This window comes from Streptomyces sp. NPDC042346, from assembly GCF_055581845.1.
On the sequence record NZ_JBVJEH010000005.1, the window covers coordinates 265,809 to 282,041 of the forward strand.

At 73.9% G+C, this 16,233-nt stretch carries 9 protein-coding genes; 2 read left to right on the plus strand and 7 right to left on the minus strand.

From position 1 onward, the window contains the following. The first annotated feature begins 42 nt into the window (after positions 1 to 42). Complete coding sequence (locus tag ACZ6K0_RS22710) at positions 43 to 4,587, plus strand: aminotransferase class I/II-fold pyridoxal phosphate-dependent enzyme (RefSeq protein WP_469229945.1); 4,545 nt, start codon at positions 43 to 45, stop codon at positions 4,585 to 4,587. Continuing rightward, positions 4,587 to 5,390: a class I SAM-dependent methyltransferase gene (locus ACZ6K0_RS22715; protein ID WP_469229947.1), complete on the plus strand. Its 804-nt coding sequence runs from the start codon at positions 4,587 to 4,589 to the stop codon at positions 5,388 to 5,390. Before ACZ6K0_RS22710 ends, ACZ6K0_RS22715 begins: the two co-directional genes overlap by 1 nt. Positions 5,391 to 5,394: 4 nt before the next feature. On the opposite strand, the gene ACZ6K0_RS22720 is transcribed toward ACZ6K0_RS22715, so the two are convergent. From ACZ6K0_RS22720 to ACZ6K0_RS22750, 7 genes are read right to left on the minus strand one after another with little or no spacing between them, the layout of a single operon-like run. Next, entirely contained in the window at positions 5,395 to 6,675 is a 1,281-nt protein-coding gene (locus ACZ6K0_RS22720; protein ID WP_469229949.1) for a beta-galactosidase, read from the minus strand. Next, positions 6,672 to 7,763, minus strand: a complete 1,092-nt coding sequence (locus ACZ6K0_RS22725; RefSeq protein ID WP_469229950.1) for a glycosyltransferase family 4 protein — start codon at positions 7,761 to 7,763, stop codon at positions 6,672 to 6,674. The genes ACZ6K0_RS22720 and ACZ6K0_RS22725 overlap by 4 nt, the downstream gene beginning before the upstream one ends. Next, positions 7,750 to 9,432: a phospholipid carrier-dependent glycosyltransferase gene (locus ACZ6K0_RS22730; RefSeq protein WP_376403508.1), complete on the minus strand. Its 1,683-nt coding sequence runs from the start codon at positions 9,430 to 9,432 to the stop codon at positions 7,750 to 7,752. The genes ACZ6K0_RS22725 and ACZ6K0_RS22730 overlap by 14 nt, the downstream gene beginning before the upstream one ends. Beyond that, positions 9,429 to 10,370, minus strand: a complete 942-nt coding sequence (locus ACZ6K0_RS22735; RefSeq protein WP_469229952.1) for a PIG-L deacetylase family protein — start codon at positions 10,368 to 10,370, stop codon at positions 9,429 to 9,431. Before ACZ6K0_RS22735 ends, ACZ6K0_RS22730 begins: the two co-directional genes overlap by 4 nt. After that, on the minus strand, positions 10,352 to 12,199 hold the full coding sequence (locus ACZ6K0_RS22740) for a glycosyltransferase (RefSeq protein WP_469229954.1): 1,848 nt from the start codon (positions 12,197 to 12,199) through the stop codon (positions 10,352 to 10,354). The genes ACZ6K0_RS22735 and ACZ6K0_RS22740 overlap by 19 nt, the downstream gene beginning before the upstream one ends. After that, the gene (locus ACZ6K0_RS22745) at positions 12,196 to 14,625 is read right to left on the minus strand and encodes a lipopolysaccharide biosynthesis protein (RefSeq protein ID WP_469229956.1); all 2,430 of its coding nucleotides are present in this window, start codon (positions 14,623 to 14,625) and stop codon (positions 12,196 to 12,198) included. Before ACZ6K0_RS22745 ends, ACZ6K0_RS22740 begins: the two co-directional genes overlap by 4 nt. After that, the gene (locus tag ACZ6K0_RS22750; RefSeq protein WP_469229958.1) at positions 14,622 to 16,229 is read right to left on the minus strand and encodes a glycosyltransferase family 4 protein; all 1,608 of its coding nucleotides are present in this window, start codon (positions 16,227 to 16,229) and stop codon (positions 14,622 to 14,624) included. Before ACZ6K0_RS22750 ends, ACZ6K0_RS22745 begins: the two co-directional genes overlap by 4 nt. Between the last annotated feature and the right edge of the window lie 4 nt (positions 16,230 to 16,233).

Here is a 16,233-nt window from a genome sequence, read left to right on the forward strand (position 1 = left end):
GCGCTCCCCTCGGCGTCCGACCCGGCAAGGGGGCGGTCGACGATGGCGTTGCGGAAGCCGATCCGGTCACTCAGCGCGTCCGCGTCACTCCGCACGTGGACGCTGGTCTATCTCCTGGTCGTGACCCTGCTGACCGTCGCGTACCTGCAGTTCCCCGCCCGCCACACCGTCCTCTGGGCACTCATCGGTCTCGGTGGCGTCGCCGCCATCCTCATCGGCGTCCGTCTCCACCGGCCCGCCCGGCGCTGGCCCTGGCTGGTGCTGGCCGCCGCCAACTTCGCCTTCGTCGCCGGCGACACCGCCTACAACGCCCTGGAGGCCTTCTTCGGGCAGACCAGGCCCTTCCCCTCCGTCGCCGACGCCTTCTACCTGGCCACGTACCCGCTGTTCGCCATCGGCCTGTTCGGCTTCATCCGCTACCGGGCCGCCGGCCGCGACCTCGCGGTCGTCCTCGACGCGCTGATCCTCACCTCGGGACTCGCGCTGCTCTCCTGGGTCAACCTCATCACCCCGCTCGCCAGAAGCGAGGACATGACCTGGATCGAGAAGGCCATCTCCATCGCCTATCCCCTCGGCGACGTCCTGATGCTCGCGATGCTCGCCCGGCTGCTCGTCCCCGGCGGCCTGCGCTCCCGGTCGGTGCAGCTCCTCACCCTCGGCACCTGCGGCATCCTCACCTCCGACGTCATCTACGGCGCCCTCCAGCTCAACGGCACCTGGCAGGTCGGCACGCCCTTCGACCTCGGCTGGGTCGTGTTCTTCACCGCCTGGGGCCTCGCCGCCCTCCACCCCTCGATGACCGGGCTGACCGAACGGGCCCCCGAGCCGACACCCCGCGTCGCGGAGCGCCGACTCGCGCTCCTCGCCGGCGCCTCGCTCATCGCCCCCGCCCTGCTCCTCCTCCAGTCCCTCCGCGACGACGGGGACCAGGACATCGGCGTCATCGCGATCTTCTCGGCCCTCATGTTCCTGCTGGTCCTCGCCCGGCTGTGGAGCATGATGAACGCCCACGGGAAGGCCGAGGCACGCGAACGCAGCCTCCGCGTCGCCGCCGCCTCCCTCGTCGCCGCCCTGAGCCCGCGCGAGGTCGGCGGAGCGGTGGAGACCGCCTCCGCCACGCTCTTCGGCCCCGGCACCGACCACCGCGTCCTGCTCCTCACCCGGGACCGCCGGGGCGGCCTCAACGCCGTGGCGACCGTGGCCCACCCGTGGAGCTGCCGCACCGACCGGCTCACCGTCCCTCCCGCGACGGCCTGGCCCGAGCTCGTCGCCCACGGCACCCGGATCCTCCCCGTGACCCGCCTCGACCCCGCCGTCGCCGCCGAGGTGGCGCCCGAGTCGCACGCCCTGCTCTGCCCCCTGGAGCTCCAGACCCCCGCCGGACGCGAACCGCTGCTCGGCGTGCTGCTCCTCGCGGGACCCGAGAAGAAGCTCTCCGAGATCGCGGGCCCCGCCCAGTCGCTCGCCTCCCAGGCGGCCCTCGCCCTGGAACGCTTCGGGCTGACCGAGGAGGTCAACCGCCGGACGAGCGAGGCGTACTTCCGCACGCTCGTGCACAACACCTCGGACGTCATCCTCATCGTCGACGACGACGACACCGTCCGGTACGCCAGCCCGTCCGCCGAGTCCATGTTCGGTCACTCCCTGCTCCCGGGCACCCCGCTCACCGAGCTGCTCGCCCCCGCCGACAAGGCCAGCGCCCTGCGCGTCCTCGCCGACGCCCGGTCCCGCACGTCCGTCGACGCCCGCGACGACTGGAAGCTGCTCCACGGCGGCCCCGGCGGCCCCGGCGGCTCCGCCGATCTCCAGGTCGAGGTCCGGTGCAGCAACCTCCGCGACGAACGCACCGTCCACGGTCTCGTCCTCACCCTCCGGGACGTCACCGAACAGCGGAAACTGGAACGGGAGCTCACCCACCGGGCCTTCCACGACTCCCTCACCGGCCTCCCCAACCGCGTCCTGCTGCTCGAACGGATCGAGCGCGCCCTGCTCCGCGGCCGCCGCGAATCCACCCTGACCTGCATGCTCTTCGTCGACCTCGACGACTTCAAGGTCGTCAACGACACCATGGGGCACTCCGTCGGCGACGAACTCCTCGTCGCCGTCGCCCGCCGCCTCACCTCCGTCCTGCGGCTCACCGACACGGCGGCCCGGCTCGGCGGCGACGAGTTCGCCGTCCTCATCGAAGGGGCCAGGGAACCCCGGGACGCCGAGACCCTCGCCGCCGAGATCGTGCACACCCTCAGCCAGCCCTTCCACCTCACCGACGGAGCCGTATCGGTCTCCACCAGCGTCGGCATCGCGACCGTCCTCGACAGCGCGCACGCCGAGGAGCTCCTCGGCCACGCCGACCTCGCCCTGTACGCCGCGAAGGCGGCCGGCAAGAAGCGGTGGCGGCTCTTCCACCCCGAGCTCCACTCCCGGCTCGTCGCCCGGCACGAACTCCAGGCGGGCATGGACACGGCCATCGCCGACCACGCCTTCGCCCTGCGCTACCAGCCCATCGTCGAGGTCGAGGGCGGCGCCCCCGCAGGCCTGGAAGCGCTCATCCGCTGGCCCCACGCCCGCCGCGGGATGGTGCCGCCCGACCAGTTCATCACCCTCGCCGAGGAGAGCGGCCACATCATGCCGCTGGGCGCCTGGGTCCTCGAACACGCGGCCCTCGACATCGCCCGCTGGCAGCGCTCCCGCCCGCGCCGCCCACCCCTGTACGCCAACGTCAACGTCTCCGCCCGCCAGTTCCGCGACCCGGGCTTCCTCGACGGGGTACGGCGCACCCTCCGCTCCTCCGGGCTCGCCCCGGGCTCGCTCGTCCTGGAGCTCACCGAGACCGTCCTCATGCGCCAGGACACCCAGATCAGTACGACCATGGCGGCCCTGAAGGACCTCGGGGTCTCCATCGCCATCGACGACTTCGGCACCGGATTCTCCTCGCTCAGCTATCTCCGCGAGTTCCCCATCGACATCCTCAAGGTCGACAAGTCGTTCATCGACGACATCACGACCGACCCCCAGCAGGTCGCCCTCGTGGAGGGCATCGTGCGCATCGCCGACGTCCTCGGCCTCATGGTCGTCGCCGAGGGCATCGAGCACGAGGAGCAGCGGGAGCTCCTCGCCGAGATGGGCTGCCGCTACGGTCAGGGCTACCTCTTCGCCCGGCCGATGACCGCCCACCAGGCCGAGTCGTACCTGCACCGCGCCCCGCCGGTGGGCCCCCAGCCCGCCGTCCGCCCCGCTCCGCAGGCCCCCCCGGCCACCGCCGGAACCGTCACCGCCGCCGGCATCACCCCGCCGAGCGCCGCCGCCCGGACCGGCCGCCCGCCGCGCCCGTCCCGCTGGCGCGACCTGGAGCACCTCCAGCGGACCAGCCTCATGTGCGACGCCGTCATCGACGAGGTCGACGGCCGCCGCATCCGCGTCGGCGACGACTGGCTCGTCGACTTCGCCTCCTGCAACTACCTGGGCTTCGACCTCGACCCCACGATCATGGCCTCGATCGAGCCCGAGGTCAGACGGTGGGGCACCCACCCCAGCTGGTCCCGGCTCATCGGCAGCCCGCGGCTCTACCCGCGCATCGAGGAGCGGCTCACCGAGCTCCTGGGCGCCCCCGACACCCTCCTGCTGCCCACGATCACCCTCATCCACCAGTCCGTCATCCCGCTCCTCGCCGGCACCGGCCAGGTCTTCGTCGAGGCACAGGCCCACCGCACCGTGTACGACGGCTGCGTCGCCGCCCGGGGCCAGGGCGCCGAGATCCACCGCTTCCGCTCCGAACGCCCCGAGGAGCTGGCGACCCTCCTCCGCGGCGCACCCGGCGACGCGGGCCGGCTCGTCTGCATGGACGGCGTCAACAGCATGACCGGCAACTTCCCGGACCTGCCCACCGTGGCCCGGATCTGCCGGGAGAACGGCGCCCTGCTGTACGTCGACGACGCCCACGGTTTCGGCGTCATCGGCGAGCGCGGCCCCGGCGAGACCAGCCCGTACGGCTCGCGCGGCAACAGCATCGTCCGCCACCTCGGCGAGACCTACGACGACCTGATCCTGGTCGGCGGCTTCTCCAAGGCCTTCTCCTCGCTGCTCGCCTTCCTCGCCGTCCCGAAGTGGCTCAAGGAGCATCTGAAGGTGGCCGCGGCCCCGTACCTCTACTCCGGGCCCTCGCCGACGGCCTCGCTCGCCACCGCCCTCGCCGGGCTCGACGTCAACGACGAGCGCGGCGACGAGATCAGGGCCGGGCTCTACCGCAAGACGGCCCGGGTCCTCGCCCACGTCCGGGGCCTCGGCCTCGCCACCCCGAACACGGACGGACTCCCGATCATCGAGATCCCGCTCGCCGACTCCGCGGACCTCGACGGCGTCGCCGCCTTCCTCTGGGAGCACGGGATCTACGTGACGCTCGCCTCCTACCCGCTCGTGCCGCGTGACCGCGTCGGCTTCCGCATCCAGGTCACCGCGGCCAACACCGACGAGGAGATCGGCCGGCTCTGCGAGGTCCTCACGGCGCTCGCCGAGCGGTTCACCCTCCAGCACGCCGACCCCCCGCGCCCCGGCGCCGTCACGGCCGGCCGCCGGCCCCCGGAGCGGTGATGGACACGGCTGGGGTCGCCGGCCGGGCGTACCCGCCGGACCGGGCGGGGCCGCGCCGCAACAAGGACGCCGACTGGAACGCCTGGCCCGTCGCCGACTACCTCGCCGAGAACTACCGCAGGCTCCACCCCTGCGACATCGGCGTCATCCGTCACCACGCCGCCGTCTACCGGACCATCGCCCCCGGCAGCCTCCCCCGCACCCTCGAACTCGGCGCGGGCCCCAACCTGTACCCCCTCATGCTCGCCGGCGCCGCGAGCCGCCGCATCGACGCCCTGGAACCGAGCGCGGCGAGCGTCCGCTACCTGCGGCACCAGCTCGCCGACGGCCCCGACGACAGCTGGCGGTCCTTCTACGCGCTGTGCCGCGGCCTCGACCCCGCGCTCCCGGCGAGCTGCGCGGACGCCCTCCGCCGGGTCCGGGTCGTGCGGGGCGTCGCGGAGGACCTGACCGACGGCACGTACGCCCTCGCGTCGATGAACTTCGTCGCCGAGAGCGTCACCGAGGACTTCGCCGAGTTCACCGCCCTCTGCGACGCGTTCGTCCGGGCGGTCCGCCCCGGCGGCCGGCTCGTGGCCTCCTTCATGGAACGCATGCCGAGCTACCGCATCGGTACGGGACCGGTCTGGCCGGCCTGTCCGGTCGACGCGGCCGCCCTGCGGGCCGTCTTCGCGCCACACACCACGGGCCTGCGCGTCGAGCGGCTGGCGAAGGACCGCACCCTGCCCGAGTACGGCGACACCGGCATCCTGCTCCTGACCGCGCTACGGCGGGACACTCCCGCTCCGCGGGCCGGCCGGTGACGCCTCAGGGGTGCCGCCGGATCGTCTCCGCGTAGTCCGCGAGCGAGGAGCCCGGCGTCCCGTCGTAGAGCTGCCAGTCGAAGGCCCACATCATGCCCTCGAGGCCGCAGGAGGCCATCTGCTCGTACGCCTTCTCCGTCACCCCAGGCCGGTACTCGGCCACCTGAGGGCCCGCGCTCTCCCCGGTCAGCCGCGTGAACCCCGCGCTCCGGGCCACGGCCGCCACCCACCGGGACGACGACCAGTCCCGCACCGTCGCGTCGTCCGGGTTCTTCACGTCCACCTTCGCGTCGCCGGGCGCGCAGCCGTTGTCGTCGGGGTCGCCCGTGCCGTCGACCAGGGCGGTCGTCACGATCCGCACCTGGTCCCGGTGCTCGACGCGCCCGAGGGTCAGGAAGAATCCCGCGGCGCGGCCCACCAGCCGGATCGACGGGGAGCCCACGAGCCGGGCGTCGAGGGCCGCCCGCAGGTCGGACGGGTAGAAGCCGGCCCCCGGCACGAGGACCTTGAGCGGGCCGGTGTGACCGAGCGAGGCGTACAGGTCGAGCTGCCAGTTCACGGCCCCGGCCAGCGCACCCGCGTACCAGTCGTACCAGCGAGCCACCTGCGCGCGGGTGAACGGCTTCCCGTTGTAGGTCCGGTCCCCGGGCCGCCACCCCGGGAACGGGCTGCTCTCCTGGGCGTGCCGGTCGTACGCCCAGAACTCGGCCTTGCCGCTGCCCTCCGACAGCGGCGCCGGATAGGCGAACTCACCGCTCTCGTTGATGCCGACCCGGATCGCCCAGAAGTTCTCCAGCCCGACGAGCCGGTCCACGGCCCGTGCGTAGGCGGCGACGTGCTCCCGTACGGGCTCGCTGAAGACGATGTTCGGCGTGGTGTCCGTCTGCTTGCCGAACTGGTTCTCGAAGACCGACTCGGGGAAGGCGTCCCGCAGCCAGGGCGGCGGATGGTTGAGACCGAGCCCCGCCTCGACCCGCAGTCCCGCGTCGCGGAACTCCCGCAGCCGGCCCGCGATCTCCCGCGCGTACGCCTCGTCGTACACGCCCTGCTCCGGCTCGAACCTGCCCCAGTCGATCTGGAGGTGGGCGACCCGGATGCCGTGCTCGTACTCCGTGCGCGCCTTCTCCGGATCGGTCTGCAGCGTGCCGTACCAGTACCGCCCGGGGTCCGGCCCGGGATCGGACCGGCGCGCCCCGCCCGGCGCGCCCGTGAGCAGGACGAGCAGAGCGACGACGACGAGGACGGTGACGGCCGTGAGCACCCCTGCCCACCGGGGCCCGGTCATGACAGGAGCTCCCGGTAGAGCGCCGCGTGCCGGGCGGCGAACCGTTCGGGACCGAAGTGGTCCTCGATCAGCGACCGGCCCCGCTCCGCGAGCACGTCCCAGGAACGCGGCTGGTCGAGGAGCCACGCGAGCTGCTGCCCGGTGCGGCGGGCGTCGCCCGTGGGCGCCCGCAGCACGGCGTGGCCGAAGTCCGCGAACTGGGGCAGGTCACTGAGGACCGCCGGTCGGCCGGACGCCAGCGACTGGAGCACGGTGAGCGGGATGTCCGCCTTCCCGCCGAGCACGGTCGGCGGGAAGAGCAGCACGTGGACCGTGGCGATCAGGGCCCGCATGTCCTCGACGTACCCCATGACCTCGACGTCGGGCAGTCCGGCCGCTCCGGCCCGCTCCCGCAGCGCCTCGTTGAGCAGCGTGGGGTTCTGCCCCGGACGCCCGCGCATCGCGAGGACCAGCCGGAACCTCGCCCCCTCCCGCCAGGCCTCCGCCGCCGAGTCGATCGCCGCCTCCGCGCCGCCCTTCGGATCGTGGTGCCCGGCGAAGAGGACCACCGGATATCCCTGCGGGCGCGGCAGATACGGCCACGCGTCCAGGTCGATCATGGGAGGGATCACCCGTACGTCCCCGAAGTCCGCGGCCCGCAGCCGCCGCGCCATCGACTCCGACAGGGCGACCGTCGTCCCCAGGGGCCTGGTGCGGGTGAGGAAGCGGGAGTCCATCACGCCGGGCACGGTGTGGACGACCGGCCGTCCCCCGAGGAGCAGCGGGCGGAGCCGGGAGAAGGCGGGGAAGGTGCGGCCGACGGTGAGGAAGGCGTGGACGAGGTCGACCCGGCGGGCGAACACGGCCCCGGCGAGCGCGGCCTGGATCCGCTGCGGGATGTGGGGGATGCCGTCCCGGGAGAGGATGCGGACCGGGCGCCCGCGCCGCGGCGGGTCCTGCCGTCCTTCCGGCCACTGCGTGAACCAGACGAAGTCGAAGTCCGGCAGCGTTTCGAGGACGTTCGAGGCGAGCCGGACGTCGCACCCTTCCGCCCCGTCCAGCGGGCTGCTGGTCAGGAGCAGGACACGAGGCCGGTCACGGCGGGCCATCACGCACCTCCGTGCCCGTCGTCGCGGCCGGTCCCAGCGGGCCGGGGGCCGGGAGCAGGGGTCCCGTCGAGGCCGCCGAGGGCACCGCCAGGTCGGCGATGTCCGGTCCGGGCAGCGGCGCCGGCAGCCGGTACAGGGCCAGCGTGCCGTACGTGGGCCCGTCGAAGGAGAACACGGGCCGCAGTCCGTCCGTGAGCTCATGGACCTCCGCGAGGCTGGAGCGTCCGTACCCCTGCTCGATGACCTTCCAGGGCACGATCAGATACGTGGCGTTCTCCGCGGCCCGCGCCTCGGGCGTCGTCCAGTTGCCGAGCCGGTAGGTGTCGTCGAAGGCCCAGCTCGTCACGCCCCGGGTCCGCTGTCCGTCCACCGTGACGATTCCGCTCCCCGCCGGCACGTTGGTCAGGAGGTACGACCGGAGCCGGGAGAAGCCGTCGTCGGCCGTCCAGCGGCTCTGCGCGTACACGACGGCAGGCACCGCGAGCATGGCGGCGAGGGCGCCGATGACGGCCGTCCGCAGGACGCGCCGCCCGACGTGCGGCACCGGGACGGTGACGGCGAGGGCCACCAGGTTCGGCACGAACAGCAGGTACAGGGCCTGCTCCTCCAGCGTCCCGATGCTCAGCGCGTACCCCAGGGTGACGATCGCCGAGGCGTGGAAGAGCGCGAGCAGCCGGTAGACCGGCTCCTTGCGGCGCAGGAGCAGCACCAGCGCCACCGGCGTCAGCACGAGCAGCAGATAGGTGGTCGTGTACCCCGGAAGCTCGTCGAGGAGCCGCCCCGAGAGCGAGGGAGTGCCCGGGGCGTTGAAGCCGGTCTCCTGCTCGAGGCCGAGCAGCCGCCGCACGCCGGACGTCTTCGCAAACCAGAACTCGTCGAAGTGCCCGAACCCGGCGATCAGCGCGACGTACACGCCGTACATGGCGACGATCGTCGTGAGGGCGAGGGCCACGAGCCGCCGGGGCGGTCCCCAGCCGAGCAGCAGGGCGACGAGCAGCGGCAGCACCGTGATGAGTGCCGCGTGGTCCTTCGTCAGGACCGCGAGACCGAGGAGGAAACCGGCGAGCAGCGCCCGGCCCCGCGCCCGTGGCGGCGGTTCGGGCCGGGTCAGCCCGACGAGGACCAGGTAGCCGGCGAGCACCCACACCATCGTCCCGGTCTCCAGGAGCACCCGGTCGTTCTGCCGGATGCAGAACTGGTCCAGGGCGAACACGAGCCCCGCGAACAGGCCCGCGCCGCGCGAGCGCACCCGGGCGACGAGGAAGACGATCAGGGCCGCCGTGACGCCGGCGAGGAGCGCGTTGAGCACCCGCATCGAGTGCACGCTCGCGATCACGTCCGAGTGGTCCCCGACGAGCCGTGCCCAGCCCGCCTCCATGTAGAAGTGACCCGGCGGGTGGAGGAAGAACAGGCCTTCGTCGGTGCGCGGGAACTCGCCCTGACCGGCGCTGACGCCCAGCTGGCGGTAGATCGTCTCGTCGACGAACAGGTCGCCCGCGCGCCCGATCTGCACCAGTCGCAGGGCCGTCGTGACGACGGCGGCGAGGGCGGCCCAGACGACCGTCGGCACCGGCATGCGGTCCCGGGAGCGGGGACGCGGTCGCGGTCGCGGCGGCGACACCGGCTCGACGGCGGCGGCGGTGGCCGCGGTCGTACGGGAGAACGTCACGACACACCTCCGGCGGTACGGGCCCGGCGGGGATCCTCCGGGACGGCACGGGTGGGTTCGAAAGCGGTGGGCCCGGAAGCGGTGGGCCCGGAAACGGCGGATTCGGGAGTGCCGGGTTCGGGCGCGGAAGGTGCCGCATCGGACTCGGGCATCAGGTACACCTCGGGCACGCGCGGGATCCGTCCCTCGGGGAACAGCGCGTCGGCTTGCGTCCGGTAGCCCCGGATCAGCTCGGCCTTCCGGTCGAGGCCCCGCTCCCAGGCGCGGGCCACGAGCCGGTGGCGCCCGGTGAAGCCGGCGTCGGCGGCGGCGTGCTGGTTGTACGGGAAGTCGCTGTAGTACACGACCCGGCGGCCGCTCCGCTCGGCGGCGGTGCGGACGAGGACGTGGTCGGCGTGCCCGCCGACGCCCAGCGGCGCGAGCACCACGCCGCCGGAGCACGCGGGCAGCAGCGCCTCGACGGTCTCGCGGACCGCGCGCAGCGTGTCGTCGTCGCGCGCGGAGACCCGGCCCCGGGACAGATGGAGCCGGTACGTCGGGTACACATGGGCCAGCTCGGGCAGCAGCCGGGCGAGCCGCTCCGTACCGGCGCGGGGGCGCGCGAGGCGGCGGAACAGGCCGTCGACGAGGCCGACGTGGAGCACGCCGACGTCGAGCAGGCCCAGGACGTCCCGGTCCTCCGCCCGCCGGTCGGCGAACAGCTCCTCCGCGTCCCCGGCCCCCGTCTGCTTCAGGTACTGCCGGGCCGAGAGGGTGTGCGGCGGTGGCGTGGCCTCCGTGAACAGCGTGGCGACCGTCACCGGCGCCCGCCGCCCGGCCCAGCCGAGCAGCCCGCCGCAGGAGAGCACGGCGTCGTCCAGGTGCGGAGAGAGGACGAGTATGGGGGCGCCGGATCCGACGACGGTCCGGACGAAGCTGGTCAGCGGGTCGTCTGCCATGACGTCCCCCTCTTCCTCTGCCGCCGGGTGTGGGCGGGTGTGTCCAGAAGACGGTGGGCCAGGGCCAGATAGCGGCCCGTCATCTCGTCCCAGGTGTAGTGCTGGGCGGCGAGCGCGGAGCGGCGGCCCAGGTCGCGACGGAGCGTGGCGTCGCGGGCCAGTTCGCCCATCCGCTCGCCGAGGGCCGCCACGTCGAACGGCGGGACGGTCACCTCGCCGCCGTCGCGCATCCAGCGCAGGGCGGGCAGGTCGAAGTGGAGGACGGGCTTGCCGTACGACATGCCTTCGAGCGCGACGAGACCGAACGTCTCGTGACGGGAGGGCACCACGAGGAAGGCGCTGTCGCGCAGCAGTTGCCGCTTGCGCGCCTCGTCGGCGTAGCCCACCCAGTGGATCCGGGGCTCGGGCCCCCGGGTGTGGGCGGCGACGAGGGCCTCGAGCCGGCGTTCCTCGGCCGGTGTGCCGCTGCCCGCGAGCAGCAGCTCCAGCGGGGGCGCGGCCCGGTCGTAGGCGTCGAGGAGCAGGTCGAGGCCCTTCACCCAGGTGTCGATCCGCCCCAGGAAGAGGATGAACTGCCCGTCGCCGAGCCGGGACTCGTCGAGGAGGCGCGGCTCCACGCCGTTGGCGATGACCTGGACGTCGGCCCGGGGGCTGCGCCGCCGGATCGCCGAGCCGTCCGCCGCGTTCATCGTCACGAGGTGCCGGTAGAAGCGCAGCCCGAGCCGCTCGACCAGGAAGAACGGCAGGTGGTAGCGGTGCCACAGCGCCTCGGCGCTGCGACCCTGGTCGATGCCGACGACGGGGGCGCGGGTCACCAGGGGCAGGAAGCTGGTCGAGAACGGGGGAGTGAAGCTCTCCAGCCACAGGTCGTGCGGGATGCGGCGGGCCACGAACGGCAGCAGCGACAGGAACAGCAGCTGCCCGGCGCGCGGACCCGCCCGGCACACCGGCAGCCGGACGTACCGGATGCCGTCGCGGTACTCGGTCCCGGCGCTGCGGCCCGCGGTCACCACCGTCACGCGGAAGTCCTCCGCGAGCCTGCGGGCCACCTTGCCGACGACCAGGGCGCCGCCGCCCCGGTAGGCGGGGTTGTCGGCGTCGTCGTAGATCGACACGACCACGTGCGGACGCGTGTCGGACCTGCCCGCCGGGTCCCCGCCGTGCTCCTTCTTCTCCTCGTGTTCCCGCACCACGTCGAGGATCCGCTCCGCGGCGCTGGCCGCCACGAGCGACGGGGCCCGCTCGCCGTCGAGGCGCGCCACCCCCGGCAGGCGTGCGGCCCAGGTCCGGTAGCGGGCCCACCAGGCGGCCGGGGAACCCGCGACGTCCTCCCAGCCGCGTTCGAGCAGCGTGTCGGGCTCGGTCTCCACGAGGAGCGTCAGACCGTATCGCGCGGCGATCCGGCGGAAGGCGCCCGCCGCCGCCGACGAGGTCGGCAGGTTGAACTTCACGAGTCCGTCGAGGGGCCCGCGGTCGGTGATGACCACGGCCTGCCGGCCGCGCGCCCGCGCGGTCGCCGTCAGCCGGGCCGTCGCGATCCGGGTCGCGAGGTCGGCGGCGTCGAGGAACGCGTGGGCGCGGCGCGGCAGGGATCCCCGGCGCTCGGGATCCGATGCCCGCCGTGCCCACCGCTCACCCGGTTCCCCTTCTTCCCTCACCCGCGGGGGGACCGGGAAACTGCGGCACAGGAAGCAGCCGTAGCAGTGCGTGGTGGCGACCGGGACACCCCGCTCGCCGAGCAGCGTCGCGAGCCTGCGGACCAGCGAGGACTTGCCCGCGCCGTCCGGACCGGACACCGCGACAAGGAGAACGCTTCGTGAGGTCGTCACGGCACTCGCCCCCTCAGCTTCTTGGCCACCACGAGCGGTACCCGCAGCGACGCCTCGCGGGTCGCGGCGCGGAGCCGGCCCTCGACGAGGAGATGACCGGAGTGTTCGGCGCCGACCCGCAGCGAGGTCGCCACCGGGAGAGGCAGCGGCAGCGGGACGGACTCGCCCCGGTCGAGCCGTGCCATCGCCGCGACGGCGGTGTCGAGCGCCCTGCGGCCGCCCGCGCTCCAGCCCTCGCGGACGGCTTCGCAGCGCGCCTCCGCCAGGATCTCGGGGTGCAGCAGCGAGCGCAGCGCGAGCAGTTCGGAGAGGTCGAGCGTCAGGTTCTGGAAGAGTGCGTGGGCCAGCCAGATCCGCAGCCGGTCGGACGGGCACGGCGCCAGCCAGGCGTGGCCGTCGGCGGAGGAATCGGCAGCGGGGTCGCCGTTCGCTCCGGGGCGTTCGGCCCGGGCGAAGAGCCGCTCGGTGGGGACCACCGGCACGCCGAACCACGAGACCGCGCTGTGCAGATGGGCCGCGGGGCCGGTCGGCGGTTCGAGGAGCACCTTGCTCGTCCGCTCCAGCCAGTAGACCGTCCGGCGCACGTACCAGCCGTCGAGCGCGGTCTGCGCGGCCCGCATGCGTCCCGGGGGCACCACCAGGTCGAAGTTGCCGTACACGTAGTCGCCGCCGAGGTCGGCCTTGATCAGGACGGTGGGGATGCCCGCCGCCCGCAGCAGGTCGGTGGACTCGATGAGATTCCGCCGGAAGAGCGCGGTCGCGCTCTCCACCTCGGCGACCGTCCCCGCGAGCTCGCGGGGGTAGGCGCGGGCCAGGCGTCCCTCGACCTGGTTGCGCCGGGCCGCGGCCAGCGCGCCGCGCAGCTCCTCGGCACCGGCGGGCCGGACCCGGCCCCGCCACACGGTGTCGACGAGGAGCCGCTCGGCGTGCTCGTCGTGGACCGCGGCCCGGTTCCCCCGCTCGGGCGGCACGGCTCCCGCGACCGGAGCGGGAGGCGTCCCGTCGGTCTCCCCGGCCGGGACCGGGTTGCTCCGCCGGCCGAAGAACCGCCACAGCGCGACGACGGTGACCGTCACCGCGGCGACGAGCCAGAGCACCGCGTACGGGCGCAGCAGCGTGAGCGCTCCGGCGAGCGCGAGGAGGGGCAGCACGACACGGCCGAACGGCCGCTCCGTGACCCCGAAGCCGTGCTGCCGGGCGTGCCGGACGGCGAGCAGCACGAGGGCGACGACCGTCCCGCACAGTCCGCCGATCGCCATGCCCAGCACGCCGTTGACGGCCCAGCCGGTCACCAGGGCGGTGAGGTACACGCCCAGACCGACGAGGAGCGTCCGCAGACACGCGTAGTCGTTCGCGGCCTGCGCGAAGGTCACGAGGAGGGCGAGCGCGCCGAGCGCGAGTCCCGCCGTCGCCGTGCAGGCCATGAGGGTGGAGACCATCGTGTACCCGGCCGGGAAGACCGCCGTCAGGACGGCTCCGGGCGCCGTGGCGGCCACCACCGTCAGGGGCACGGCCACCGTGAGGTACATCCGGAGCGCGCCCGCGGTCAGGGGGTCGCCCGCCCGCCGCCGCGAGAGCGCGGGCAGGAAGGCGATGGAGACGGCGCCGGCGAGGAAGAGCGGGATCCTACCGAGCATCACGGCCGCCTGGTAGCTGGCAGCCGCCGACCGGTCGGTGGGCAGCATCGCGACGAGGACGATGTCCGAGGCCGCGAGCATCGCGACGACGCCCTGGAGGGAGGCGACCCCGATGGCGCGCCGCCACAGCGCCCGGTCGACGGTCACCGCCCGCCAGGGCCGTTGAGGCGCGGCGCGGAACCGGTGCGGCAGGAAGAACGCGTACGGCAGGACGGCGACGGCGAAGGCCGCGAGTGCACCGGCCTCGCCGAGGCCGAGCGCCGCGACGAAGAACAGCCCCACACCGAACTTGAGGAAGGCCTCGCCGGAGTTGAGGACCGCGAGGGTCCGCAGCCGCTCGGTGCCCTGGAGCCAGCCGGCGCTCACCCGGGTGACGTAGATGGCGAAGGTCGAGCCCGCGACCACGAGCGTCGTCAACGTGCCCGCGAACTCCCTCGCCACGGCGCCCACGACGACCGCCGCGAGCGTGCCGCCCGCGATCGACGTGACGATGGAGAAGCGCACCGCCTCGGCGCGCTCGGTGTCCGAGCCGGCCCGCGCGAGCGCCTGCGCCAGCATCCACGGCACGGTGACGACGGCGACGGCCGCCGTGCACACGATGAGCCCCTGGCCGGCGGCGAAGGTGGCGTACTCGGAGACGTCGAGGAGCCGGGTGAGGACCAGCGCGTACATGTAGTTCAGCGCACCGACCGTGACGGCGGCGGTGGCGATCCAGCGCGCGCCGTGGACGGCCGTGACCTCGTCCTGCGGGACGGACGTCGGGGTGATCGCACGATCGACGGAGGTCACGGCCGGCTCCGGGGCGGTGTGGAGCGGGTCTCTCCGGCGTCCGGACGCGGCGCGAGGGTGTCGGCCGCGAGGGGCTCCGGTGCGAGGGTGTCCGCAGGGTGGGTCTTCGACGGGTGGGCTTCCGCCGGTCGGATCTTCATCGGTCGGGTCTCCGCCGCGAGGGTGTCGGCCGCGCCCACCAGGACGTCGTGGCCGTTCGCCAGGGCGATGTCGGCGTCCGCGACGTCGAGGCGGCGCAGGGCGCCGAGCGCCCGGACCTCGTCGCAGCCGTGGAGCAGGACGCGGAAGACGTTCCCGTCACGGCTCCAGGCGTCCGTCTGGCGCAGGGAGTTCCGTACCGCTCGCTCGGTGGCGGCGGGATCGGGGGAGGAGAAGCGGGTCACGACCGACAGGTCGCTCGCGGAGCGGCGGGAGCGGAGGTGGCGGTGGATGCGCTGGACGTCCTCCAGGACGACCTGCGCGAGCCGCTCGGCGCTGGCGTCCCAGGAGAACGCGGCCGCCCAGGCACGGCAGCGGGCGGCGGCGAGCCGGCGCGTCTCCGGCGTGGACAGGTCGTCGAGGGCCGTGTCGATCCCGTCCGCGAGCTCCGCGTCCGGGTCCAGCAGCCAGCCGTTGACGCCCGGCCTGATCGCGTCGCGCAGCCCCGGCACGTCGAAGGCGAGGGCGGGGGTGCCGACGGTGTTCGCCTCGATCACGGCGAGCCCCCAGCCCTCGGCGACGGACGGCACGACCGTCAGCCACGCGTGGTGGAACAGCTCCTGCTTGCGCTCCTCGGTCACGTGTCCGTGGAAGACGACGGCCGAGGCGACGCCGAGGTCGGCGGCGAGCTTCCGCAGCGCCTCCGCCTCCGGGCCGTCCCCGCAGATGTCGACGCGCAGTTCGGGCCGGCGTCGCAGCAGCGCGGGCACGGCCCGCAGGATCAGGTCGACCCGCTTCTGCGGGACGAGCCGGCTGACGACGGTGACCGCGGGGCGGTCGGACCGCTGCCCGGCGGGGGCGCGGGCCGCCGCGCCCGGGCGGCCGTTGGGAACGATGTGGAGCGGGTTGCCGAAGCCGAGTTCGCGCCGGGCGCCCTCGCGGGTCGAGGGTGAGACGACCACCACCGGCCGTCCCCGGTAGACCCGGCGGCTGACCTGCTTCTCCAGGACCCGGCCCACGGCGTTCATCGGCCAGCGGAACCGGGTGTCGAACTGGTGCTGGTGGACGTGGTGGATGACGCAGATGTCCGCGGTCCAGCGGGGCGTGAACAGTGGCGAGAAGAACGGGATGCCGTTCTGGAAGTCGACGACGGCGTCGTACGCGTGACGGTTCCGCAGCAGGTGCGCCGCGGCCGACGCGTACACGCCGAACGTCCCGCCGGCCCGCACGACGCGGATCCCGTCGCGGTACTCCAGGGCGCGCGAGCCGGGGTACCGCGACGAGACGAGGGTGATGTGAGCGCCGGCCGCGGCGAACCGCCGGGCGATCTCCCAGCAGTACGCCTCGGCCCCGCCGGCGTCGGGGTGCCCGGGGTCCCGCCAGTTGAGGAAGGCGAGGTCGGCGCGGGCGAGCCGGTCGAGCGCGGTCACGGGAACCGGGGCGGTCAGGGGGGTCGGAGCGGTCACGGGA

What these genes read in the sequence shown, in the direction of transcription:
- ACZ6K0_RS22710 (WP_469229945.1), top strand. Translation starts at nt 43, where the DNA reads ATGGCGTTGCGGAAGCCGATCCGGTCACTCAGCGCGTCCGCGTCACTC.
- ACZ6K0_RS22715 (WP_469229947.1), top strand. Translation starts at nt 4,587, where the DNA reads ATGGACACGGCTGGGGTCGCCGGCCGGGCGTACCCGCCGGACCGGGCG.
- ACZ6K0_RS22720 (WP_469229949.1), bottom strand. Translation starts at nt 6,675, where the DNA reads ATGACCGGGCCCCGGTGGGCAGGGGTGCTCACGGCCGTCACCGTCCTC.
- ACZ6K0_RS22725 (WP_469229950.1), bottom strand. Translation starts at nt 7,763, where the DNA reads ATGGCCCGCCGTGACCGGCCTCGTGTCCTGCTCCTGACCAGCAGCCCG.
- ACZ6K0_RS22735 (WP_469229952.1), bottom strand. Translation starts at nt 10,370, where the DNA reads ATGGCAGACGACCCGCTGACCAGCTTCGTCCGGACCGTCGTCGGATCC.